Consider the following 23,380-nt stretch of genomic DNA (forward strand, 5'->3'; position numbering starts at 1 on the left):
GGTGGCCGGGGCGCGACCGTCGGTGCGGCAGTGTCACGTGAGAGCATAGCAATCGAGACTCGCGGCGGCGGCTAATGAGCGTGTACCCTACGTGCGAAAGCGCGCGGGGCTTCGAAGTACGCGGCGTCGTCACGCCGAGAGGTCGACGCCCCGGAGCCGGCGGGCGTTGACGGCGACGATAATCGTCGACAGGGACATGAACACGGCGCCGACCGCCGGCGACAGGAGGATACCGACGGGCGCGAGGACGCCGGCGGCGAGCGGGAGCGCGAACACGTTGTAGCCGGTCGCCCAGACGAGGTTCTCCTGCATCTTCCGGTAGCTCGCCTTCGAGAGCTTGACGAGCCGGACGACGTCTACGGGGTCGTTGTCGACGAGGATGATATCGCCCGATTCGATGGCGACGTCGGTGCCGGAGCCGATGGCGATGCCGACGTCCGCCCGCGCGAGCGCCGGCGCGTCGTTGACGCCGTCGCCGACCATCGCGACCCGTTTCCCCTCGGACTGAAGTTGCGCTACTTTGGTGTCTTTCTCCTCGGGCAGGACCTCCGCGAAGTACTGGTCGATGCCGAGTTCCGCAGAGACGGCGCGCGCGACGTCCTCGGAGTCGCCGGTCAGCATCGCCACCTCGATGCCCATCGCGTGGAGCGCCTCGATGGCCCGCCGGCTCTCCTCGCGGACGACGTCGGCGAGCGCGAACGCCGCGACGACCTCGGAGTCGCCGCGAATCAGATAGATGACCGTCTGCGCGTTCGAGCCGGCCTCGTCGGCGAACGACGCGATTTCGTCGGGACGCTCGATACCGAGTCTCTCAATCAGGTTGGGGCCGCCGAGGTGAACCGTCTCACCGTCACCCGACCCCGAGTCGGGTTCTGGTTGGCTCGACAGAGCGCCGCTCTGTCGAACGTCGACGGTCGCCCGGACGCCGAGCCCGCGGAGGTTCTCGAAGTCCGAGACCGGGGTCGGTCGAACGTCGCGTTCGGCGGCGGCGTTCCGAATGGCGCGAGCAATCATGTGCTCGGAATCGCCCTCGACGCCCGCGGCGACCTCGAACGCCCGCGTTTCGTCCCACTCGCCCGCGGTCTCGACGGCGACGACCCCCTGTTCGCCCTTCGTGAGCGTGCCCGTCTTGTCGAAGATGACGGTGTCAAGCTTTCTGGCCTCTTCCATGGCGATTCGGTCGCGGACGAGCATTCCGTTCTGGGCGGCAGTGGACGTGTTGATTGCGACTACGAGCGGGACGGCGAGGCCGAGCGCGTGCGGACACGCGATGACGAGGACCGTCACGACGCGTTCGAGGACGCCGACGCTGAATCCGACCGCGAGGACCCACGCGACGGCCGTGACGCCCGCGACGGCGAGCGCGGCGTAGAACAGCCACCCCGCCGCGCGGTCCGCGAGGAGTTGCGTGCGGGATTTGGACTGCTGGGCGTCCTCGACCAGCCGCATGATTCCCGCCAGCGCCGTCTCGTCTCCCGTCTTCGTGACCCTCACGCGAAGGCTCCCGTCCTGATTGACCGTGCCGGCGATGACCTCCGAACCGGAGTCCTTGTCGACGGGCCGCGACTCGCCCGTAATCATCGACTCGTCGACCGACGACTCGCCCTCGACGACCTCGCCGTCGGCGGGAACCGACACACCGGGACGGACGAGCACGACGTCGCCTTCCGACAGTTCGGAGACGGGGACCTCCTCAGTATCCCCGCTCTCGGTGATTCGTTCGGCGGTGTCGGGCATGAGTTCGGCCAGTTCGTCGAGCGCCCCGGAGGCCTGCCGGACCGACCGCATCTCCATCCAGTGGCCAAGGAGCATGATGTCGATGAGCGTGACGAGTTCCCAGAAGAACGGCGTCGTCCCCTCGATGAACAGGCTCGCAATCGAGTAGCCGAACGCGACGGTAATCGCCAGCGAGATGAGCATCATCATCCCCGGTTCGCGGTTCCCCAGTTCGGTCCGAGCCATCGAGAGGAACGGCACACCGCCGTAGGCGAAGACCACGACTGAGAGGACGGGCGTAATCCAGACGCTTCCGGGGAACGTCGGCGCCGCGTAGCCGAAGACGCCTTGGACGAACTCGCTGAAGAAGACGACCGGTAACGAGAGCGCGAGCGACACCCAGAACCGCCGCCGAAACATCTGTTCGTGACCCGTGTGGTCCGTGTGGGCCCCGTGATGGTGATTCGACGAAGCGTCGTGGTCGTGGTCGTGGCCGTCGTGGTCTGGGTGGGTGCTCATGGATGGATAGTGGTGCCGTTTCCCCATTATTCTGTCCGGCGGCTGACACGGTGCGTCACGGTCAGGCGACTTCGGTTATCTGTTCACGGTCAGCGGGCTATCCCCCAGACGGAGACAGTCGCCGACGGACACGGAGATATACGCTCCCCGACCTTATGCGGATTTTCCCTTCGAATCAGCGGCTCCGAGACGGTCGATAGCTTGGAATCGAAACAGCACGGTGCATCCCAAACCCCACCGGGCGCACGCGGGTGTGGACTCAGCAATCACAACTGGTACACCGGTGTCGCTCCAATCACCGAGCATGAACGAGCACCACGGCAAACCGAGGTGGGATGGATGAATCGGCGACGAGCCGACGCGGTCGTCGGCGCGCTCGTCGCTGGCACCGTTCTCATCGGCGGGGCGCTCAGTTGGCAGGCGTACCAGCGACAGCGGGCGTTCGAGCAGATGGGGTCGATGATGGATATGGGAACGTCGATGGGAGCCGTTCACGGAGCGGACCCGCTGTGGTACGTCCTCGGGACAGCCCTCGCCGCGGCCGTCATCGGCGGCGGCTACCTCGCGGTTCGAGACGCGCTCAACGGTGCGGACGCGGGCGAGCGCGTTCAGGACCAGACGGCAAATCCGACCGACCGCGAACAGTCCGAACCACCGGCTGAAGTCGGCCAATCGGTGGAGACGAGTCCCTCGGCGTCACACCCGCGGACTCGCGTGCTGGACCTCCTGCCGGAAGACGAGCGTCGGGTGCTCGAACCGGTTCTCACCTCGCCCGGCATCACGCAAATCGAACTCCGGGACCGCTCGGACTTCTCGAAGAGCAAGGTGAGCCAGACGGTGAGCGCCCTCGAAAAACGCGGGTTGCTGTACCGCGAGCGCCAGGGCCGGACGTATCGAATCTATCCGAGTGACGAGCTACAGCAGAACCAAGCGCCGTAGCCGACTGCCGCGGCGTCTCCTCGCCCACGGGTTGCCCAAGCGAGACGGATTGCGAGTACGCGGGAAAGCTCGACACCGACACCGACGAATTCGGCGCGGATGAACGGTCTCGTTTCTGAAAAACGATTAGAACGATGTATAAACGTTCTCGAACGCTCTCAGAGCAGGGTTCACACCCAGCGAGATAACCCCAGAGCGGCCCTACGACCAACCGAGGAGAAAGACAATGACCAACTTCGAACTCGGCCGCTGGCTACTCGTGGCGCTCGCAATCGTCGGACTCGCGGTCGCCGCGCCCGTCGTCAGTGCACACGGCGACGAAACGACTGCAGACGACGCGGCCCCGTCCGGCGGAACCGCCGCCGAGTGGGCGGCGTGGATGGAATCGCAGATGGCGGAACACATGGGGTCCGATAGCGTCGAGTGGATGGAATCGCACACGGGCGTGACCGTCGACGGGATGGCCCGGTACATGGCTGACAACCACGACGACGGGACGTACGGCCCGGGCGGCGGAATGTACGGACAGGATGGATGGGTGTACGGACAGAGCGGCGGGCCGTACGGACAGGGCCACTGCTGAACGGCCCTGACCGGCCGAATCGCCTCGACAGAACACCGCAACTCACTACTTCGAAATGATAACACAACGTGACACGCACCTCGGACGTACTGCTCGCCGACTCGCGATGCTTGCGGTCCCGCTACTGGTCGCGGCGACCGGCACGGCCGCCGCCATGGGCGGCGGATACGGCGGCGGCACGATGGGCGGTGGCTGGGGACTCTTCGGCGGCGGGATGGGCCTCTGGGGACTCCTCTGGATGGGGCTACTGCTCGCGGTTCCGCTGTACCTCGTCTTCGCCCTCGGGAAGCGGCGGGAGAGCGAACCCGACGAACGGCCGCTGTCGGTCCTCCGAACCCGTTACGCGCGCGGCGAGTTCTCCGACGAGGAGTTCGAACGGCGGCGCGAACGGTTGAAGCGCTCCGAATAGCTCGGTCGAGGGCTATCTCGACACCGTCGTCTCGGCTCGGACGTCGCGGGACGAGCGGCCGACCTCGACGGCGTAGTCACCGGCGTCGACGGTCCAGCCCTCGGAGTCGTCGTATCTGCGGAACGCGTGTTCGGACAGCGAGAGTTCGACCGTCTCGGTCTCGCCGGCGGCGACTTCGACGGCCGCGTAGCCGGCGAGTTCTCGCGTCGGGCGCTCGACGCCCGCGACGGCCGGCGGGCGGACGTACGCCTGCACGACCTCTCTGCCGGCGCGGTCGGACGCGTTCGTCACCTCGACCGCGACCGCGTCGTCGCCGCGCGCCTCCGCCTCGCCGTACTCGAAGGTCGCATACGAGAGGCCGTGGCCGAAGGGGTAGGTCGGCTCGTCGTCCGCGTCGGCGGCGTCGAAGTGACGGTAGCCGACGAAGACGCCCTCGTCGTACTGCGCCTCGTCGTCGACGCCGGGGAATCGCTCCTCGGACGCCGTGGGATACGACTCCTCGGGCGCGAACGTGACCGGGAGACGGCCGGAGGGGTCGGCGTCGCCGTAGAGGACCGACGCGAGCGCGTCGCCGTCGGCCTGTCCGGGGTACCACGACTCGACGACGGCGTCGACCGAGTCGCGCCACGGCAGTTCGACCGGGCCGCCGGACTGGACGACGACGACGGTCCGGTCGGCGGCGTCGGCGACGGCCTCGACGAGCTCGTCCTGCTCGCCGGGCAGGCGGAGCGTCTCGCGGTCCGCGCCCTCCGTGGTCGCGTCCCTGACGACGACGACCGCGACGTCGGCCTCGCGGGCGCAGTCGACCGCCGCGTCGATGTCGGGCGTCTTCCCGCCGGGGAAATCGTCACCAGCGTCCTCGTCGTCGCCCGCGGCGTCCTCGCTCTCGTCGTCGAAGAACGAGGGCGTGACGACGCGGGCGACGCCGGGTTCGAACGCGACCGAGCCGTCGGTTCGGGCGCGGATGCCCGCGAGCGCCGAGACCTCGCGGGCGGGGGTGACTTCGGAGGAGCCGCCGCCGCCGAGCATCGCCTCCGCGACGCCGGGGCCGACGAGCGCGACGTCGGCGTCGTCAGACAGCGGGAGCGCCCCGCCGTCGTTCTTCAGGAGGACGGTGCCGCGGGCGGCGAGCGTCTCGGCGAGGTCGCGGTGTTCGGGCGCGTCGAGCGCGCCGCCGTCACCCCAGTCGCCGTCAAGGAGGCCGATGCGGGCCATCTGCCCGAGGATTCGCGCGACCATGTCGTCGAGGCGGTCGGCCGGGACCGCGCCGGACTCGACCGCGGATTTCAGTTCGGTCGCGAACTTGGGCGTCGTCGTCTCGCCGGCCGGGATGCTCTCGTCGTCGCCCTCCTCTAGCATCTCGGCGTCGGGGTCGAGCCCGAACGCCTCGTGGAGCGCTTCGAGCGAGATGCCCGGCATTTCGAGGTCGAGGCCGGCGGTGGCCGCGCCGACGGCGCTTTCGGTGCCGAACCAGTCGGAGACGACGTAGCCGTCGAAGCCCCACTCGTCTTTCAGTACCTCGGTGACGAGCCGCCGGTGGTCGCTCATGTGCGTCCCGTTGACGCGGTTGTACGCGGTCATGACCGACCCCGCGCCCGCCTCGACGGCCGCCTCGAACCCGGGGAGATAGAGCTCTCGGAGCGCCCGCTCGCCGACTTCGGCGCTGACGACGAGTCGCTTCGTCTCCTGGTTGTTGGCGACGTAGTGCTTCGGCGTGGCGAGGACGTCCTCGGACTGGAGACCTTCCACGACCGCGGCGGCGAAATCGGCCGTCACCACGGGGTCCTCGGCGTAGTACTCGAAGTTGCGCCCGCAGTTGGGGACGCGAATGAGGTTCAGCCCGGGGCCGAGGACCGCGTGCTGACCGCTGGCTTTGGCCTCGCGGGCCATCGCGACGCCCTGTCGCCGCGCGAGTTCGGGGTCGAACGTCGCCGCCACGGCGATGGAAGCGGGAAAGGCGGTCGACGAGCGGTCGGGGATGCGAATCCCGAGCGGCCCGTCGGCGAGTCGGAACTCGGGGATGTCGAGTCGGGGGACGCCGGGGACGTAGCCCGTCGCCGTCCCCTCGGGGTCGGCCGCCCCGCGCACGAGCGAGCACTTCTCGTCGAGGGAGAGCGAGTCGACCAAATCGGAGACGTCGGTGTCCGGGGAAGCCATAGGACTGGCTACGGGTTTCGCCAGTAGCTCGAATAGTGTTGTGATGCCAGCAGGGCAGACTCCTTCTCGGAGCGGGCGGGCCTCGAACCGAGCCGCGCGGTCAACGACTTCGACGTGGACGCCGTCAAGCGCCGGGAAGCGAGAGACGACTGAGGTCGGCCGAGTCGGAGCGACCGAGGTGATGTCCGCGGCTGTGACCGGACTGCCGCCCGCTATGAACGGCTACGTGATACTATTGTGAACACAAAATTTCAATTTAGTTATATGTTCAAAAGAATTAAATTTGGAGCCGATAACCGGCCGATGTCGAATGACACGAAACACGCGACGCAGGTTCGTCAAGACCGTCGGTGCCGCCGGAATCGCGGGGCTGGCAGGATGCACGGGTGGACAGGACGGAGGGCAGTCACCGGACGAAGGCGCGGGAGGTGACTCGGCCGAGACGACGACGGCCGGTGAGACAACCGGGTCGTCCGGGACGGAAACGACGACCATCAAGTTCTGGCACGCGATGGGCGGCGACATCGGCAAACTCATCGACTCGCTGGCGAGCGAGTTCGAACAGCAGGCGGACGGCATCCGGGTCGAAGCGACCCAGAAGGGGAGTTACCGCGAGACGCTGAACGCCACGACGTCCGCGGTGCAGGCCGGGAACCCGCCCGCCATCGCGCAGATTTTCGAAATCGGGACGCAACTCGCCATCGACAGCGGCGTCTTCGCGCCAGTCGAGGACATCATCCCGGAAGACCGGGTGAACTTCGACAACTACCTCGACTCCGTGCTGAACTACTACCGCATCGACGGCACGCTCCACTCGATGCCGTTCAACTCCTCGAACGCCATCTTCTACTACAACAAGGACGCCTTCGAGAGCGCCGGCCTCGACCCCGAGGCCCCACCGACGACCTTCCAAGGCGTGTTGGACGCCTCGACGGAACTCACGGACGCGGGCGCAGTCGACACGGGAACGACGTGGCCGAACCACTCGTGGTTCGTCGAACAGTGGCTCGCAGAGCAGAACCAGACGCTCGTGAACAACGAGAACGGTCGGGCAGGGCGCGCGACCGAGGCCCACTTCGAGAGCGAGGCCTCGAAGACCGTCTTCGACTGGTGGGCGAACCTCCACGGAGAGGGACAGTACCTCAACCCCGGCATCGAAGCGTGGTCAGAGGCCCAGCAGGCGTTTCTCACCCAGAAGACGGGGCTCCTCGGCTACTCCACGTCGAGCATCGCCCCCATGACCGAGGGCGCGCGGAACAACGGCTTCGAACTGGGGACGATGCGACTCCCGACGCCCGGGGGACAGCGACAGGGCGTCGTCATCGGCGGGGCGTCGCTGTGGACCCCGAAAAGCCTCGATTCTGCCAAGCAGGACGCCGCCGGGGAGTTCCTCGCGTGGCTCACGGAACCCGCCCAGCAGAAGCGCTGGCACACCAACACGGGCTACTTCCCCGTCCGCGAGGAGGCGATTACCCAGCTCGAAGACGAGGGGTTCTACGACGAGAACCCGAACTTCCGCACGGCCATCGACCAGCTCCGCGAGACGGAGGACTCGCCGGCGACCCGCGGCGCGCTCATGGGGACGTTCACGAAAGCCCGAACCATCGTCGAGGAGGGCTACGTCAGCATGATTCAGAACGACGACCGGAGCGTCGACGACGTGCTCGGCGACATCGACGCGCAGGTCGAAGACGCCCTCGCGGGCTACAACCAGAAGGTGAACTGAGCGGCGAAGCGAGGCCTCGCCCGCGCGAAACCGCGTCCCGACACCGCCCGTCAACACTCATCACACACCACTCACTATGAGCGATTTCACCAAACCGTACCGTTCGACGACGCAGGCCGGCCTGCTTCTGGTCCCGACGCTGGTCGTTCTCGTGGCCTTCCTGTACTACCCGGCCGTCGAGACGTTCCGGCTCAGTTTCTTCCAGACGCTCCTCTTGGGAACCGGCCAGCAGTTCGTCGGCATCGACAACTACGTCGCGCTCGCAACGTCCGCCGAATACCGACAGAGCCTCTTCGTCTCCGTGCTCTTCGCCGCCGCCGTCGTCGTCGGCACGCTCGCCGTCTCGCTTTTCATCTCGTACCTGCTGTTCGAGGTCCGCGCGGGCGCGTCCGGCTACCTGCTCGCGGCCATCTGGCCGTACGCGCTCCCGACGGCGGTCGCGGCGACCATCCTCCTGTTCATGCTTCACCCGACGCTGGGCATCGTCACGCACTACCTCGAGGCCCTGACGGGGCTCACCCTCGACTGGTTCACGAGCGGTCCGCTCGCGTTCGGCGTCCTCGTGGCCGTCGCGGTCTGGAAGCAACTCGGCTACAACATCATCTTCCTCGTGGCCGCGCTGAACAACGTCCCCGAGACGCTGACCGAGTCGGCGCGACTCGACGGCGTCGGCCGACTGCGGATGCTCGTCCGCGTCTACCTCCCGCTCATCTCGCCGACGCTGACGTTCCTCGTCGTCATGAACACCATCTACGCCTTCTTCGGGGCGTTCCCGCTCGTTGACCTCATGACGAGCGGCGGCCCGAACAACGCGACGAACCTGCTCATCTTCAAACTCTACCGCGACGCCTTCTCGTTCAACAGCCTCGGGTTGGCCTCCGCGGAGTCGACGGTGCTGTTCGGCATCGTGTCGATTTTGATGTACGTCCAACTCCGGTTCTCCGACCGGCACGCGCACTACGGGGCCTGACATGGCGACGAACACAGACACGGCGACAGAGACAGCACCGTCGCGTCGGCTTCGAACCCGGCTCGAACGCGCCTTCAACGGCGACCTGTTCGTCCACGTCGCGCTCGCGGGCGCTATCGCGCTGGTCGCGCTCCCGCTCGTCCTCGCGGTCATCATGAGCACGCAGTCCACCACGGAGGTGTACGAGGTGACGAACCTCGGACTCGGAAGCGCCGGACTGTCGAACTACGAGACCGCGCTCACGGAGTACAACCTCACGCGGTACATGATTAACTCGGCGGTCATGTCGGTCGTCATCGTCGTGGGCAAGGTCTCGTTGTCGCTTCTCGCCGCGCTCGCGCTCGTCTACTACCGCTTCCCGTTCGAGCGCGCCGTCTTCACGTTCATCCTGCTGACGCTCTTGGTCCCGGTCCCGGTCCGCATCGTACCGCTGTTCCAACTCATGGCCGACCTCGGGTGGGCGAACTCGCTTCTGTCCATCACCGGCCCGTACATCGCCAGCGCGACGGCGGTGTTTCTCTTCCGTCAGCACTTCATGTCGATTCCGGAGTCGCTTGTGGAGAACGCTCGCCTCGACGGCGTCGGCCCGCTTTCGTTCCTCGTCCGCGTGCTGATACCCATGTCGAGAGGGATGATTGCCGGCGTCTCCGTCATCACGTTCATCTACGCGTGGAACCAGTATCTCTGGCCCCTCATCGTCGTCAGCGACCAGTCCAAGCAGGTGGTGCAGGTCGGTATCAAGTTCCTCCAAGGCGCGAGCCAGTCCGGCCTCACCCAATGGGGGCTCATCATGGCCGGAGCCGTCATCGCGCTCCTCCCGCCGCTCGCCGTCCTCGTCGCGTTGCATCGCCCGCTCCTCGAAACGTTCGCAATACAACAGAAGTAATCCATGACACACCTCAGACTCGACTCTCTCACGAAGCACTTCGGCGACGTGAAGGCCGTCAACGGTATCGACCTCGCGGTCGACGACGGCGAGTTTCTCGTCTTCGTCGGCCCCTCGGGGTGCGGCAAGTCGACGACGCTCCGAATGCTCGCCGGGCTCGAATCGATCACCGACGGCACGCTCTCTATCGGCGGCACCGTCGTCAACGACCACCCGCCCGACGAGCGCGACGTGGCGATGGTGTTCCAGAACTACGCGCTGTACCCGCACATGACGGCCGCGGAGAACATGACGTTCGGCCTCGACTCGGGGCTCTTCGACCGGTCGAACCACGACGAAGCGGTCGCGGAAGTCGCCGAGACGCTCGGCATCACCGACCTCCTCGACCGCAAGCCAAAGGAACTCTCCGGCGGCGAGCGCCAGCGGGTCGCAATCGGCCGCGCACTACTGCGCGAACCCGAGGTGTTCCTCCTCGACGAGCCGCTTTCGAACCTCGACGCGAAACTGCGCGTGGAGATGCGGACCGAACTGCTCGAACTCCACCGAACGCTCCGGACGACCACCGTCTACGTCACCCACGACCAGACCGAGGCGATGACGCTCGGCGACCGCGTCGCCGTCCTCAACGACGGCCGAATCGAACAGGTCGACCCGCCGCAACGGCTCTACGACTACCCGGAGACCCGGTTCGTCGCCGAGTTCATCGGAACGCCGGCGATGAACGTCCTGCCCGTCGAAATCCGCGACCGAGGGGACGCCCTCGTCGTGGAGCGCGAGGGGTTCGAACTCGCGCTCCCGGACGCTGACGGGAACGACGTTCCCACCGGGGGCGCAGTCGGCTCCAGCGGCACGTTCGGCGTCCGGCCCGAGGACGTCTCCATCGTCTCGGGGCGCGCCCGCGACGCCCCGGCTATCGAAGCGGAGGTCAACGTGACCGAGCCGTTGGGCGACGCGCTACTCGTCCACTGCACGCTCGGCGGGGCCGAACTCAAAGTGAAGGCCGAACCCCGGAGCGCGGTCGAGCCGGGCGAAACGGTGGCACTCGCGTTCGACGAGGAACGCCTGCACCTGTTCGACGACGACGGGAACGCGGTCTATCACTCGTCTCACCCACCGGACGACGACCGCGGCGACTCGAACCCGCACGAGCCAGTCGAAGCCACCGGGTCGCAGTAGGGCCCAGCGCGCGCCCGTGCTACCGCTCGCCGAACAACGCCGGCGACGGGGCGAGTTCCGCCCGTTCCTCATCGGTGAGTTCTTCGAGGACGCTCGTCCCGGAACCCGGCTTCGAGTCCCACGACCAGTCCTCGTGGAGGCGGAGGCGACCGTCTTCCAGTCGCTCGATACGGTCCGTCGAGTGGCCGGTCGCGGTGGTCCCGTCTTCGGTGACGTGGGAGTACCGGAAGTCGAGCGTGTCGCCGAGGTGGCGGCCGACGAGGTGGCCCAGCCTGACGGTCCCGCCGCGGTACGTCGCGTGAAGCAGGTCGTCGGACTGGTCGAACCAGAAGTAGGTGTCGCCGCCGACGTCGCCGCCCTCGTCGTTGGCGACCGATTTGAAGACTCGTCCGTCGAGCGACGGCGCGTGAGATTCGGACATACTCGACGTGCGGGCCCGACCGTTATGAGTGGTCCGCGAGAACTGCGAGCGACCGATTGTCTCCCAGTCGACCGCCCGTCACGACCCGTCACACACCACCACTACCACCACTACCACCACCAATCAGTAGCTACTCCGGTCTCCCGAACCGGAGTCAGAGCCGTTTTTGACTGCGTCAGTCGCCTTTTCGATGCCTTTCTTGGCCTTCTCTTCGCTCACCTTCGTTCGCTTTCCGACCTGTTTGGCGACTTCGTCTTCGTGGCCCGCTACGAGTCCGAGCAACCGTCGAAGCTTGCTCATCACGCCCATGGCGTCGGCGATAGCGACTCCTCGGACGAAAAGGTGGTGGCCGCGTACCGGGGAACCGACACCGGAGAGGAGACGGCGGCCGGCTTCGAGTAGGCGGCGAACCAACAGTCGTTCGACGCGGTTCACTTATGAATCCAGTATATAATAAAATTCTGATAAATATGCGCGGGATTCCGTCATATGTCTCCACGCAGGATGAGAGTGAACGGGTCGGTCGATACGCCCGACTCGACGGGACCAGCAGGCGAGGAAGAACTCAGAATCAGTGTTCGAGACCGTGAGAGCCGGAGTGTCAGATACGTATGCGTTCGAAGCGATTCTCGCGTCGTCGGTACGAACGGCGGCACGAGTGACGACACCTCAGTGGTGTTCGAATCGGTCGCGTCAGTGCGGTCGTTTTCGTCGAGTACGACGGTTGAGAGCCGTTTGTGTCCGAATAGCGCAGTCTCGGCACCGGTGGGAGTCCACCGACGCTCTCAGCGACGCGTGCGTCCGTTGTCCAGCCGCGAAATGGGTATTTAACCTAGTATGTTCGTTATACTCTAAATATTTTGGTAGTTCGTTCTGGCGTTCGTGTCGGGGCATCGAACCATCGCCCCAGTCGGCGTTCTCAGCTTCCCCGGTACGTCGTGTAGCTCCCCGGCGACAGCAACAGGGGAACGTGGTAGTGCTCGCTGGCGTCGTCGACGACGAAGCGGACGGGAACCGCCTCCAAGAACGACGATTCCGTGGGGCCGTCGCGGTAGTACGGACCGACTTCGAACAGGAGCTGATAGGTTCCGGTCTCCATCGCGTCGCCCGACGCGCGGGTCGACGAGATTATCGAGCAACGCGGGCTTCCGGCACAGACGAAAAACACCGTCACCGACCGGGACGCGCTGTTCGAGGAACTCGAACAGATACGCGAGCGGGGCTACGCGTACAACGACGAAGAGGAGATCAGAGGGTTTCGCGCGATCGCCGCGCCAATCGAAGACCCGAGCGGGGAGGTGCTCGGCTCGGTGAGCGTGTCGGGGCCGACCAGCCTCCTGCAAGGCGAGCAGTTCCAAGAACACGTTCCGAAACTGGTCACGCAGTCGGCGAACGTCATCGAGGTCAACATCAACATGAACACGCAGTCGTAGTCGTCGAAATCGATTGTTTGTAATGTCCGAACGCCCTCTCGCCCGGAGCGTGGACGGGGAGAATAGAACGAACCGTACAATAGCGCGCCCTCGTTGCGTCGAACAGACCGAATCGAACAGTCACAGATTCCACGACAGCAACGTCTTCCGTGTCGTCCGCGCATCCGCGGAAACCCACCACTGAATCACGACTCGGCGGGCATCGACACGGTACGCGGCGGACGGCCCGTCGTTTACACCCTTACGGCCGTAATCCGCTGTGGGACCGCGAGGAGATTGGCGAAGTTGGCGAGACCGGACGGACGGTATCGGCTTTGGTATAAGGTTCGAGCATGACGAACGCCGCAGTCGACCGGGTCGGTTCCGCGAGCGAGGCGTATCAGCCGGTCCGCGTCGACCGCGCTCACGCCAGCGCGAGTTCCAGTTCGAACTCGCTGACGATGTCCTTGACCGTGTGTGCGAGTTCGGATTTCCGGTCTTCGCCGGTCACCGAGTGGGCCGGTCCCGTGACGCTGAACCCGCCGATAACGTCGCCCGAGCGGCGCGTCGCGGCGACACCGATGGCGTAGAGTTCGTTGAAGTTCTCGGCGCGGTTGACGGCGTAGCCCTGCTCGCGGACGCGTTCTAACTCCTCGAACAGGTCCCCGCGGTCGGTGGTGGTGTTTTCCGTCTCCTGCGGGAGGCCCCATCGGTCGAGTATCTGTTCGATGCGCGGTTCCGGGAGTTCCGCGAGAATCGCCTTCCCGACGGCGGTGTTGTGCAGGAACAACCGGTTGCCGAGTTGCTCGTGAGCCCAGCCCATCTTGCTCCCCGACGCGGTGTGCAGGAAGACGGCCTTCCCGCCCATCTCGACGGTGAAAATCGAGCGGAGGCGAGTCTCTTCGAACAGGCGTTCGGTGAACTGCCGCGCGAGCACGAACGCCGGCTCCCGCGTTCTGACCTGATTGCCCAGTCGGAGGAGTTCCGGCCCGATGAAGTAGAAATCGCCCTCCTTGATGACGAACTGCTTCTGTTTGAGCGTCGCGAGGTGGCCGTGAATCGTGCTCTTGGGCTTGTCCATCCGCTCGGCGATTTCGGAGACTCGCGCGCCGTCTATCTCCTCGAGTTGCTTCAGAATCTCTATCGAGGTGGCGGTCGTCCGGAGCGTCTTGGGCGAGTCATCCGTTGCCATACACCAATATTTCCGTCTATATATTTAAAGTTCATGATGGTCGAACGGCTGGGCGGACGCGGGCTCGGCGAGACGGCGACCGGGAGGCGGCGACCGGGGGGCGGCGACCGGAGTCATCCCTCGACGTCGACCCAGCCGCCGCGCTCGCCGGACTCGTAGGCCGCGTCGAGGACGCGGAGGAGTTGCACGGCGTCGTCGACCGTCGCGGGCACGTCGCCGGTTTCGTAGCCCGCGAAGTAGTCCTCGAAGTAGTCCTGCACGAAGTCACCCCACGCCGGGAACCGGTCGTAAGTGAACTCGAACTCGACGGTCCGCTTCGGCGCGGCGGTCCAGTCGGGATGCTCCGAGGTGATGTCGAGCGGGACCGTCGGCTCGTGCTGTAGCGAGTCGTGGTGGAGCGGCGTCAGCGCCTGCGCGTCGGTGCCGTAGAGACCGAGGTGCGTGTCCTTGCCGCGGTCGCTCAGGTAGTAGCCGGTGTGGTACGTGCCGAGCGTCCCGCTTTCGGTCTCGAACTGGAGGACGGCCCCGGCCTCCACGTCCGTCTCGACCGCGTCGTGGAACCGGGCGTTCACCCGCGCGATGGGGTCGTCGAGAATCCACGGCATCACGTCGACCCAGTGCGGGCCTATCCACTGGAGCGCGCCGCCGCGGCTCGTCTCCCGGTCGTAGAGGTAGTGGTCGGTGTCCCGGTAGGAGAGTTGGCTGGCGTTGAAGCGGCCGTCGAGCGTCCACACGTCGCCGAAGAAGCCCTCCGAGACCCGGTCGCGGAGCGTCATCGCCACGGGATTGCGCCGGTAGTACATCGTCGGCGAGACGGTCACGCCCCTCTCGTTGGCCCGCTCGGCGATGGCTTCGAGGTCGTCCGCGGTCCGACCGATGGGTTTCTCGCTGATGACGTGGACGCCGTTCTCGACGGCGCTCTCGATGATTGCCGGCGTCTCGTCGCTCCGGTAAGTTATCCACGCCACGTCGACGTCGGCGTCGGAGACGAGTTCGTGGGGGTCCTCGTAGACCGCCGCGCCGCCGACGAGGTCCGCCATGTCCTGTCCCTCGGTCGTGATTTCGTCGGGCCGGTCGTCCATCGCCGCGATGTTCCCCACGTCGACCCGTCGTCCCGGTTCGCAGACCGCGGTAATCGTCGCGTCCAACTCGCTCGCGACGGCGAAGTAGGGGTCCCGGTGGTGGTGGTCGATACCGATGTATCCGATGTTCGCACCCATACACGTAGTTCACCGAAAATGATGTAAAAAGATGCGGGTACAAGCAATATAGTCGGCGGACGGTGCGTCGGTCCCGCGCGGTCAGTGTCGCGGCGTCTCGACCCGCCGAGCCCACGACCGAAGCCACGGCCGAGTCCCGCCGTTCGGGACGTTCAGTTCGTGGCTGTTGACCGGGAGGTCCGGGTAGCCGCCGACCTGTGTTTGGCTGTCGACGAGATAGCTCGCGCCGAGTTCGACGTGTTCGAGGATGCGCTCGTCGGTCGCCGTCCGGTCGGCCGGGCGCGCGCCGACGTTGGCGAGGCCGTGTTCGAGCGTCCGGTCGGACGGCATCGCGGCCAGTCCGTCGGGCCAGAGTGGGCGTTCCTCGACGACGGTCACGTCGTCGTCGTCGACCATCGCGACGTCGTCGTCGTCAGTGACGTTGTCTTCGAGGTACGCCACGGCCGTGTCCACGCCGTCCTCGGCGAAGACGTTCGCCTTCTCCGAGTTGGGCCGGAGGTAGGCGTTGCCGACGATGCTCGCCTCGGTGTCGGGGTCCAACCACGTGCCGTCCTCGAAGTCGTACATCACGTTGTTGACGACGACGCTCTCGGTCCCCTCCTTGAGTCTGGGGTGGCGGTCGGTGTTGAACGCCCAGACGTTCCCCAGCATGGCGACGTTCTTCGCGTCGTTGCCGATGAGGGAACCGTAGCCGTGTTCGCCCTTCGGGTGGACCGAGTCGTCGAGCGCCTCGGCGACGAGGCAGTTCGAGACGGTCGTGTCCGCGGTCTCGTAGCCGACCGAGAGACACTCGTCGACGCTCCACGAGGCGGAGACGTGGTCGATGACGTTGTTCTCCGTCTCGTCGGCCGTGTTGACCGTGTCGAGCGCCCAGTCCTCGGTCGGCTCCTCGATTCCCGCGTCGCCGAGACGAACCCGGACGTGCTGGAGGACGCAGTCGCTCGCCGCGACGTTCACGCGACCTTTGACCAGCGTGACGCCCGGCGAGGGCGCGGTCTGCCCCGCGATGTAGCACTTGTCGTACGGAATCGGGAGGTCGCGCACGCCGAGGTCGACCGTCCCGCTCGTCTCGAAGACGACCAGTCGCTCGCCATCGACGGTGACCGCCTTTTCGAGTTGGCGGCGCGTCGGCTCGGTTATCACGATGACCGGGGTGTCGTCGTCGAGCCACGGTGCCGCGTCCGCGAACCCGTCGCTCGGCCCGAACTGCGACGCGCTGTCCGGGCCGGCGTGGGCCGGCACCTCGCTGTTCGACGGGTTCGGCGTGCTGAACGTGGAGACCGCGCCCCGCGCGGTGTCTCCGTCGGCCGTGTCGGCCACCGCGCGCACCTCGTAGTAGCGGCGTTCCGTCAGGCCGGCCGCCTCGACGCTGAACGCGCCCGTCGAGGTGCGTTCCGTCGCGTCCGTGGTCCGCCACGACTCGGTGGGCACCTCCCGGTACTCGAAGTAACACGCCGCGGAATCGGCACCGCCGAGGTCGCTCAGTTCGCCGGTGAGCGTCGCGGCGTCGGCGTCGAGGTCGGCCACGTCGCCGGTCGAGACGAGCGGGACGCCCGTCGTGTTCTCCACGCTCCCCGCGACTTCGACGTCGCCGACGTCTCGGTTCCGGTCGAGGTCGACCCCCGAGAGGCTCTGGAACGTCGCCGCCGCGAGCGTCCCCGAGCGGTGGCTGGTGACGGCCAGTCCGACGTAGACGCTGTCGCCCAGCGAGATGTCGTCGCCGTCGAGCGCGTTAATCGAGGTCCACGTCTCGCCGTCCGTGGAGCGGTACGTCTCTATCGTGTCGCCGCGTCGCGTGAGACGGAGCCAGTCGGCCGACGTGCCGCCGACGCTATCGGTCTCAGCGCCGTCTTCGGGGCGGTACTGCATCGACGCCTCGCCGTTGGGACGGCGGCGGACCATGACGTTCTTCGAGTCGGGGTCGAGCGACCCGCGGAGCATCGGGCCCGCCTTCGTCCAGCTTTCGACGTTGTCGATGCCGGTGTTCTGGACGGCGACATCGAAGTCGCCGCTCAGTTCCGTGTAGTAGTAGTGGAACGCGTCGGCCGTCCCCCAGATGTCGTCGCCGCCGCCTCGCATCGAAATCACTGTCGCGGCCGCAACGCCGCTACTGAAGAGGCCAGTCGCCGTCGCGCCGATACTTCCGGCACCGAGCACGCGGAGGAACGTCCGCCTATCGGGTCTCATGAGCGTATCACTCGAACAGATAACATATTCAACGATTGTTATATTTTACGGCAACCCCGAACTGGGCCCGGCGAGAGTATATAAAGTTCGAGAGAAGCGAACGTCTGAGACGAAGTCGGAGACGAGATGACGAGGTGAAACCCGATATATTACAAGCATATGTTTGTAATTTGCTGGCAGATATACATAAAGTTCGGTATGTTCGAATTAGGAGCGTTCCGCCACGTACGTCGTCGGTTCCGCGCCCTCGTTCGGAGTCGAATCGGTGGGTCACGGGTTCAGACGACCGTCAGGCGCGCGAACCGTTCGACCGTGGAACCCGGAACCATGCAAAAGGTTATTACACTCCGACCAGCAGATTGGTGCAGCGAGTCAGCCCATGCAAGAGCTAGGTATCATCATGAACGGCGTGACCGGCCGGATGGGGACGAATCAGCATCTCATCCGCTCTATCGTCGCGCTACGCGAGAAGGGCGGCGTGGAACTCCCCAGCGGGGAGCGAGTCATGCCGGACCCGATTCTCGTCGGCCGCAACGAGCGTAAACTCCGCGAACTGAGCGAGGAACACGGCATCGACCGCTGGACCGTCGACCCCGACCTCGAAACGTGTCTCGACGGCGACGACGAGGTGTACTTCGACTCGCAGATAACCCCCCGTCGGCCGGACAGCGTGATGAAGGCAATCGACGCCGGGAAGCACGTCTACTGCGAGAAGCCGCTGGCGAGCGACCTCAGCGCCGCGCTCGACGTGGCCGGGATGGCCGAGGAGAGCGACGTGAAACACGGCATCGTCCAGGACAAACTCTGGCTCCCGGGACTGTTGAAGCTCCGGCGACTCATCGAACAGGACTTCTTCGGCGACATCCTCTCGGTGCGCGTCGAGTTCGGCTACTGGGTGTTCACCGGGCACGGACAGGAGGCACAGCGCCCCTCGTGGAACTACCGGGCCGAGGACGGCGGCGGCATCGTCGACGACATGTTCTCCCACTGGAGCTACGTGCTGGAGAACCTCTTCGGCGAGGTGGAGTCCGTCCGCTGTCTCCAGAAGACGCACATCGACGAGCGAATCGACGAGGACGGCGAGCCGTACGAGGCGACCGCCGACGACGCCGCCTACGCCATCATGGAACTGGAAGACGACGTCGTCGCCCAGCTCAACTCCTCGTGGACCGTCCGCGTCAACCGCGACGACCTCCTCGAAATTCAGGTCGACGGGACCGAGGGAAGCGCGGTCGCCGGCCTGCGCGACTGCAAGACGCAGGGCCACGCCAACACGCCGAAACCGGAGTGGAACCCGGACACGCCCAAGGAACACGACTTCTACGAGGACTGGACGGGCGTCCCGAACAACCGGGTGTTCGAGAACGCGTTCAAGCTCCAGTGGGAGAAGTTCATCCGCCACGTCGTCGCCGACGAGCCGTTCCCGTGGGACTTCACCGCCGGGGCGCGGGGCGTCCAACTCACCGAGGCGAGCTATCGGTCCTCCGAAGAGGGCCGCCGGGTCGTCCTCGACGACTTCAGCGTGTAGAAAAGCCCCCCGACGAACAGTTTTATGTCGAACTCGGCCGTCGAGTGTCGCATGCACACAGACGGCGACGAGAACCCCACGGACTGGCTCTCAGTCCCGGAAGACGTTATCCTCGAAGCGTGCGGTAATCCCCCGCTCCCCGAGTTAGGTATCATCGAACAGGTCTGGGAGACGGACCCCATTCCGGAAGCCGAGGTTCCGAAGGCGGCCGCGAGCGCCGTCGCGGCGCTGTCGTTCGCGGACGTGCCCGACGGCGGCGAAGTCGCGCTCGGCGTCGGAAGCCGCGGTATCGCGAACCTTCCCGCTATCGTCGCGGGCGTCGTCGACGCCGTTTCCGAGGCGGGCTACGAACCGTTCGTCTTCCCCGCGATGGGGAGCCACGGCGGCGCGACCGGCGAGGGACAGCGGGAGATGCTGAACGAACTCGGCGTCACCGAAGAACGAATCGGCTGTGAGATTCGGTCCAGCATGGAGGTCGTGGAGGTCGGGCGCACGCCGGACCGCGACGTGCCCGTCGTCGCCGACGCCAACGCGGCGGGCGCGGACGCCATCGTCCCCATCAACCGCGTCAAGCCCCACACCGACTTCGACGGCGAGGTCGAAAGCGGGCTGTCGAAGATGCTCGTCATCGGGATGGGCAAACAGCGCGGCGCGCAAATCGCCCACAAGTGGGCGGTCGACTGGTCGTTCCGGCGGATGATTCCCGAGATAACCGAGCAACTGTTGGACTCGCTTCCCATCGTCGGGGGCGTCGCCATCGTGGAAGACCAGCACGACGACACCACGCTGGTCGAGGGCGTTCCCCCGTCGGGCTTCCTCGACCGCGAGCGCGAACTGCTCGAAACCGCCTACGAACTGATGCCGAAACTCCCGTTCGAGGAGCTCGATTTGGTCGTGTTCGACCGGCAAGGCAAGGAGATTAGCGGGCAGGGGATGGACACGAACGTCATCGGCCGCCGACCGTTCTCCATCAACGAGCCGGCTCCCGAGAAGCCGAACGTCAAGCGCATCTACACCCGCGGACTGACCGAGAAGACCCACGGCAACGCGATGGGCGTCGGGTCGGCGGACGTGATTCACGAGGACGTCGTCGCCGAGTTGGACGCGGGGACGACGCTCATCAACGCGCTCACCGCGAGCACCATCCGCGGCGTGAAGCTCCCGCCCGTCGTCGAGACCGACCGGGCGGGCGTGGTCGCGGCGCTGTCGACCATCGGCGTCGTCGACCTCGACACGGTCCGGGTCGTCCGCGCCGCCGACACCATGCACCTCCACCGGCTGTACGCCTCGCCGGCGCTCGTCGAGGAGGCCCGCGACCGCGACGACCTGCGCGTGGTCGAGGAACCCTCGGCGATAGCGTTCGAAGACGGGCGGTTCGCCGCGCCGTCGCTCCGGGACTGAAGCGCGCAGGAGCGTCTTTTTCGAAAAAACGAGGTTGTCGGGCGTCGCCTACCGCTCGACCGGTTCGGACTGTGCCGAGACGACGGCCTCGGCCATGTCGCCGTAGTTGCCCGCGAGGAGCACCGACGACTCGCCGTCATTCGCGTCATCCGCGCCATCCGCACCGTCGCGGACGCGGGCGAACGGTTCGCCGTCCTCGGGGGCGACACAGCCGCCGATGCGGAGGTGTTCGACGCCGTTCGCCTCGACGGCCGGGCCCTCGTCGGCCTGGGCCTCGAAGCCGTCGAGGACGACCGTCGAACTCGCTTCCGCGGTCAGCGGGGTCCCGCTCCCCTCGGGGACCGTCACGCGAACGTCTCGGAACGAGACCGTCCCGAGCGACTTACAGAAGACGCCGTGCCGCTGGTCGTAGCCCTTCGCCATCGCGGGCGAGAGGTCCGAGGCGTCGAAGGGGCGAGTCGCGTCGATGTCCACGTCGGTAAAGGAGATTCCCTCGAAGCGCCGTTCGGGGAGGCCGGCGAGGAACGCCGCCGACTCGACCTCCTCGGCGGTGATGTGGTGGAAGTCGACGTTGCGGACGTTCGGCGTCGCCTCGGTGACGGGCTCGGGGTCGCTGTCGATGTCCGTCTGGTAGTAGCCGTTGATGACGAACGGGCAGGCGACGCGGCGCATGACGATGGTGTCGAATCGGAGGTCTTCGACCGTCCCGCCGCGGCCGCGCTTGGACTTGATGCGGATGCCGCGGTCGGTGTCGGTGAAGGTGCAGTTCGTGACGGTGACGTGCCGCACGTCGCCGGCCGTCTCGCTCCCGATGACGACGCCGCCGTGGCCGTGTTCGACCGTGCAGTTCGTCACGACGACGTTCTCCGTCGGGCGACCGACCTCGCGGCCCTCCTCGTCCTTGCCGGACTTCAGGCAGATGGCGTCGTCGCCGGCGTCGATGTGGGTGTCGCTGACCCTGACGAAGCGCGAGGAGTCGATGTCGATACCGTCGCCGTTCGGGGCGTCCGGCGGGTTCTGAATCGACACGTCGTGAACCGTCACGTCCTCGGAGTAGACGACGTGCGTGTTCCAGAACGGGGAGTTCCGGAGCGTCACGCCCGAGACGGTCACGTTCTCACAGCCGTCGATTTGGAGTAGCGGCGGGCGCACCGTGAACGTGCTCACCGCGTCCTGTTTGTTGCCGCTCCGAATCTCTGCGAGTCGCTCGGCGAGTGCGGGTGGGTACTCCTCGGGCGGTACCGACACGAACTCCCACCAGTAGGAGCCGCCGCCGTCGATGACGCCCTCGCCGGTGATGGTGACGTTCGCGGCGTCGGCCACGTGGAGACACGGGTGGAAGCCGTCCTGGTTCCACCCCTCCCAGCGGCTCTCGACCGTCGGGAACTCGGTGAAGTCCTGGACGAACCGGAGTTCCGCGCCGTTCGCCAGCCTGAGGGTCGTGTCGTCGCCGACGCGGAGCGGGGCGCTTCGGTACGTCCCCGGCGGGAGGTACACCTCGCCGCCCTCGCCGGCGCAGTCGTCGAGCGCCGCCTGAATCGCCGCCGTGTCGAGCGAATCGTCGTCGTCGGTCCCGTAGTCGCGCACGTTCCGCTGTTCGAGAGTCACGACTCAAGCATCCGCGAGCGAATTGATAAACGTTGTGCCGGGGTACCACGACGCACCGAAGCCGACGACGCGAGACGAGAGACGAGAGGCGAGACGAAAGCAGGACCAACGCGGCGGCTCAGAGTCGGTCGCGCAGGAAGGGCCACGCGCCGGCCTCGAAGAAGCGGTGGCCGCCGTCGCCGACGAAGAGACTGCACTCGCCCTCGGCGTCCGCGGCGCAGTACCGCCCGCGAATGCGGTCGAACGCCCGCCTCGTCCCGGCTATCGGGAAAATCGGGTCGGCGTCGCCCGCGACGACGCGGAGCGGCCGCGGGGCGACGAGGCCGGCGACGTCCCACACCTCGCCGAGGCGTCGGAGGCCGGGGACGTAGTTGCACAGGCAGTGGTCGATGGGGACGATGGAGTCCTCGAACGGGCAGACCGACGCGCAGGCGACGACGGCCCCGAGTCGCTCGTCGAGCGCGCCCGCGAGGAGCGCGACGGTCCCGCCGCCGGAGTGGCCGCAGACGGCCAGTCGGTCCGCGTCGAGGACGGGGTGGTCCGCGGCGAAATCGACCAGCCGGCACACGTCCCAGACGCGCTCGCCGACGAGCGACCGGCCGACGAGTTGGGCGCGCTTCTGCCAGTACGTACACGCGCTGACGGCGTCGGACGCGTTCGATTCGTCGGCCGCGTCGGGAGATAGCTCACCGAAGGCGCGCATGTCGGGAGCGACGACGGCGAAGCCGCGGCGGACCGCCTGCCGCGCGATGTCCCGTCGGTCGTCGGTGATGTGACGGCCGGCCGCCTCGCCATCGGCGACCCCGGCGGCGAGGTCCTTGCCGTGTTCGGTGTGGCCGTGAAGCGCGACGACGACGGGATACGGCGGGTCCACCGAGTCGGGGACGAGCAGGTAGAACGGGACGCGGAACCCCCGTTCCGTGCGGACGCTCCACGTCTGTCGCTCGTACCGCCGGTGTCGAACCGTCGCTCCCGGGCGCTCCCGCCGCCTCGGGTCGATGTCCTCGACGGCGCGGTCACGCATCGCCGGAAACCCGAGGACGTCGCGCAGTTCGCCGCGGAACGACGCCTGCCACGCCGCGAACGCCCGGCCGGGGTTCCCCGGAGACGCGACCGGACTGTCGCTCTCGTCGCTCGCTCGGAGGACGCCGTCGAACCAGTCGTCGTAGTCGAAGCCAGTCATTCGGTGTCGTTCCGACGAACGCGACGGGTTCACAAGTGCGTGTCGACGCCGCAGACCGGGGTGTTCGTTCCCCGTAGGCGAACAGAACTGGAGGGATAGATAAATCGAATCTAAGGCCGTCTACGACCCGTTTTCGGTCGTCTCGGG

General features: G+C 66.5%; 18 protein-coding genes and 2 pseudogenes. 10 read left to right on the plus strand and 10 right to left on the minus strand.

What is annotated here, in order from left to right; genetic code table 11:
• Positions 1–129 precede the first annotated feature (129 nt).
• Positions 130–2,235, minus strand: coding sequence for a heavy metal translocating P-type ATPase (locus C438_RS05730; RefSeq protein WP_004968359.1), 2,106 nt, complete (start codon positions 2,233–2,235; stop codon positions 130–132).
• 339 nt (positions 2,236–2,574) lie between these two features.
• On the opposite strand from C438_RS05730, the gene C438_RS05735 reads away from it, so the two are divergent.
• The 3 genes from C438_RS05735 to C438_RS05745 all read left to right on the plus strand — a co-directional run bounded on the left by C438_RS05735 (position 2,575) and on the right by C438_RS05745 (position 4,166).
• Positions 2,575–3,174 (plus strand): helix-turn-helix transcriptional regulator, encoded by a 600-nt coding sequence (locus C438_RS05735; protein ID WP_004968360.1) that lies wholly within the window; start codon positions 2,575–2,577, stop codon positions 3,172–3,174.
• Between the two features lie 226 nt (positions 3,175–3,400).
• Positions 3,401–3,757: a hypothetical protein gene (locus tag C438_RS05740; RefSeq protein WP_004968361.1), complete on the plus strand. Its 357-nt coding sequence runs from the start codon at positions 3,401–3,403 to the stop codon at positions 3,755–3,757.
• A gap of 106 nt (positions 3,758–3,863) precedes the next feature.
• Complete coding sequence (locus C438_RS05745) at positions 3,864–4,166, plus strand: SHOCT domain-containing protein (protein ID WP_004968362.1); 303 nt, start codon at positions 3,864–3,866, stop codon at positions 4,164–4,166.
• A gap of 12 nt (positions 4,167–4,178) precedes the next feature.
• On the opposite strand, the gene C438_RS05750 is transcribed toward C438_RS05745, so the two are convergent.
• Entirely contained in the window at positions 4,179–6,323 is a 2,145-nt protein-coding gene (locus C438_RS05750; RefSeq protein ID WP_004968363.1) for a beta-glucosidase family protein, read from the minus strand.
• A gap of 310 nt (positions 6,324–6,633) precedes the next feature.
• On the opposite strand from C438_RS05750, the gene C438_RS05755 reads away from it, so the two are divergent.
• The 4 genes from C438_RS05755 to C438_RS05770 all read left to right on the plus strand — a co-directional run bounded on the left by C438_RS05755 (position 6,634) and on the right by C438_RS05770 (position 11,081).
• Positions 6,634–8,049: an ABC transporter substrate-binding protein gene (locus C438_RS05755; RefSeq protein ID WP_049917778.1), complete on the plus strand. Its 1,416-nt coding sequence runs from the start codon at positions 6,634–6,636 to the stop codon at positions 8,047–8,049.
• A gap of 76 nt (positions 8,050–8,125) precedes the next feature.
• Complete coding sequence (locus tag C438_RS05760) at positions 8,126–9,019, plus strand: carbohydrate ABC transporter permease (RefSeq protein ID WP_004968366.1); 894 nt, start codon at positions 8,126–8,128, stop codon at positions 9,017–9,019.
• A gap of 1 nt (position 9,020) precedes the next feature.
• Positions 9,021–9,905: a carbohydrate ABC transporter permease gene (locus tag C438_RS05765; protein WP_004968369.1), complete on the plus strand. Its 885-nt coding sequence runs from the start codon at positions 9,021–9,023 to the stop codon at positions 9,903–9,905.
• A gap of 3 nt (positions 9,906–9,908) precedes the next feature.
• Complete coding sequence (locus C438_RS05770) at positions 9,909–11,081, plus strand: ABC transporter ATP-binding protein (protein ID WP_004968370.1); 1,173 nt, start codon at positions 9,909–9,911, stop codon at positions 11,079–11,081.
• Positions 11,082–11,100: 19 nt separating this feature from the next.
• Here the strand turns inward: C438_RS05770 and C438_RS05775 are convergent, their stop codons facing one another.
• The 3 genes and pseudogenes from C438_RS05775 to C438_RS05785 all read right to left on the minus strand — a co-directional run.
• Positions 11,101–11,502 carry a hypothetical protein gene (locus C438_RS05775; protein WP_004968371.1) on the minus strand — a complete coding sequence of 134 codons (402 nt, stop codon included), beginning with the start codon at positions 11,500–11,502 and terminating at the stop codon, positions 11,101–11,103.
• Between the two features lie 123 nt (positions 11,503–11,625).
• Positions 11,626–11,937 carry a hypothetical protein gene (locus C438_RS19980; RefSeq protein WP_239640654.1) on the minus strand — a complete coding sequence of 104 codons (312 nt, stop codon included), beginning with the start codon at positions 11,935–11,937 and terminating at the stop codon, positions 11,626–11,628.
• Positions 11,938–12,421: 484 nt separating this feature from the next.
• A pseudogene (locus C438_RS05785) lies at positions 12,422–12,613 on the minus strand (hydroxyisourate hydrolase); the annotation flags it as partial.
• Here C438_RS05785 and C438_RS05790 point away from each other — a divergent pair.
• Positions 12,603–12,935, plus strand: a pseudogene (locus C438_RS05790) (IclR family transcriptional regulator); the annotation flags it as partial. The pseudogenes C438_RS05785 and C438_RS05790 overlap by 11 nt on opposite strands.
• Before the next feature lie 403 nt (positions 12,936–13,338).
• Here the strand turns inward: C438_RS05790 and C438_RS05795 are convergent.
• From C438_RS05795 to C438_RS05805, 3 genes are all read right to left on the minus strand, one after another.
• On the minus strand, positions 13,339–14,106 hold the full coding sequence (locus C438_RS05795) for an IclR family transcriptional regulator (RefSeq protein ID WP_004968376.1): 768 nt from the start codon (positions 14,104–14,106) through the stop codon (positions 13,339–13,341).
• A 113-nt stretch (positions 14,107–14,219) separates the two neighbouring features.
• Positions 14,220–15,326 carry a Gfo/Idh/MocA family protein gene (locus C438_RS05800; protein WP_004968378.1) on the minus strand — a complete coding sequence of 369 codons (1,107 nt, stop codon included), beginning with the start codon at positions 15,324–15,326 and terminating at the stop codon, positions 14,220–14,222.
• A gap of 81 nt (positions 15,327–15,407) precedes the next feature.
• On the minus strand, positions 15,408–17,513 hold the full coding sequence (locus C438_RS05805; RefSeq protein WP_193363626.1) for a pectate lyase: 2,106 nt from the start codon (positions 17,511–17,513) through the stop codon (positions 15,408–15,410).
• A gap of 379 nt (positions 17,514–17,892) precedes the next feature.
• On the opposite strand from C438_RS05805, the gene C438_RS05810 reads away from it, so the two are divergent.
• The gene (locus C438_RS05810; protein ID WP_004968380.1) at positions 17,893–19,041 is read left to right on the plus strand and encodes a Gfo/Idh/MocA family protein; all 1,149 of its coding nucleotides are present in this window, start codon (positions 17,893–17,895) and stop codon (positions 19,039–19,041) included.
• 24 nt (positions 19,042–19,065) lie between these two features.
• Entirely contained in the window at positions 19,066–20,442 is a 1,377-nt protein-coding gene (locus C438_RS05815; RefSeq protein ID WP_004968381.1) for a DUF362 domain-containing protein, read from the plus strand.
• A gap of 48 nt (positions 20,443–20,490) precedes the next feature.
• On the opposite strand, the gene C438_RS05820 is transcribed toward C438_RS05815, so the two are convergent.
• Positions 20,491–22,050, minus strand: a complete 1,560-nt coding sequence (locus tag C438_RS05820) for a glycoside hydrolase family 28 protein (RefSeq protein ID WP_049917779.1) — start codon at positions 22,048–22,050, stop codon at positions 20,491–20,493.
• A gap of 118 nt (positions 22,051–22,168) precedes the next feature.
• Positions 22,169–23,233 (minus strand): alpha/beta hydrolase family protein, encoded by a 1,065-nt coding sequence (locus C438_RS05825; protein ID WP_004968385.1) that lies wholly within the window; start codon positions 23,231–23,233, stop codon positions 22,169–22,171.
• Between the last annotated feature and the right edge of the window lie 147 nt (positions 23,234–23,380).

It is taken from the genome of Haloferax denitrificans ATCC 35960, from assembly GCF_000337795.1.
GTDB classification, from domain to species: domain Archaea; phylum Halobacteriota; class Halobacteria; order Halobacteriales; family Haloferacaceae; genus Haloferax; species Haloferax denitrificans.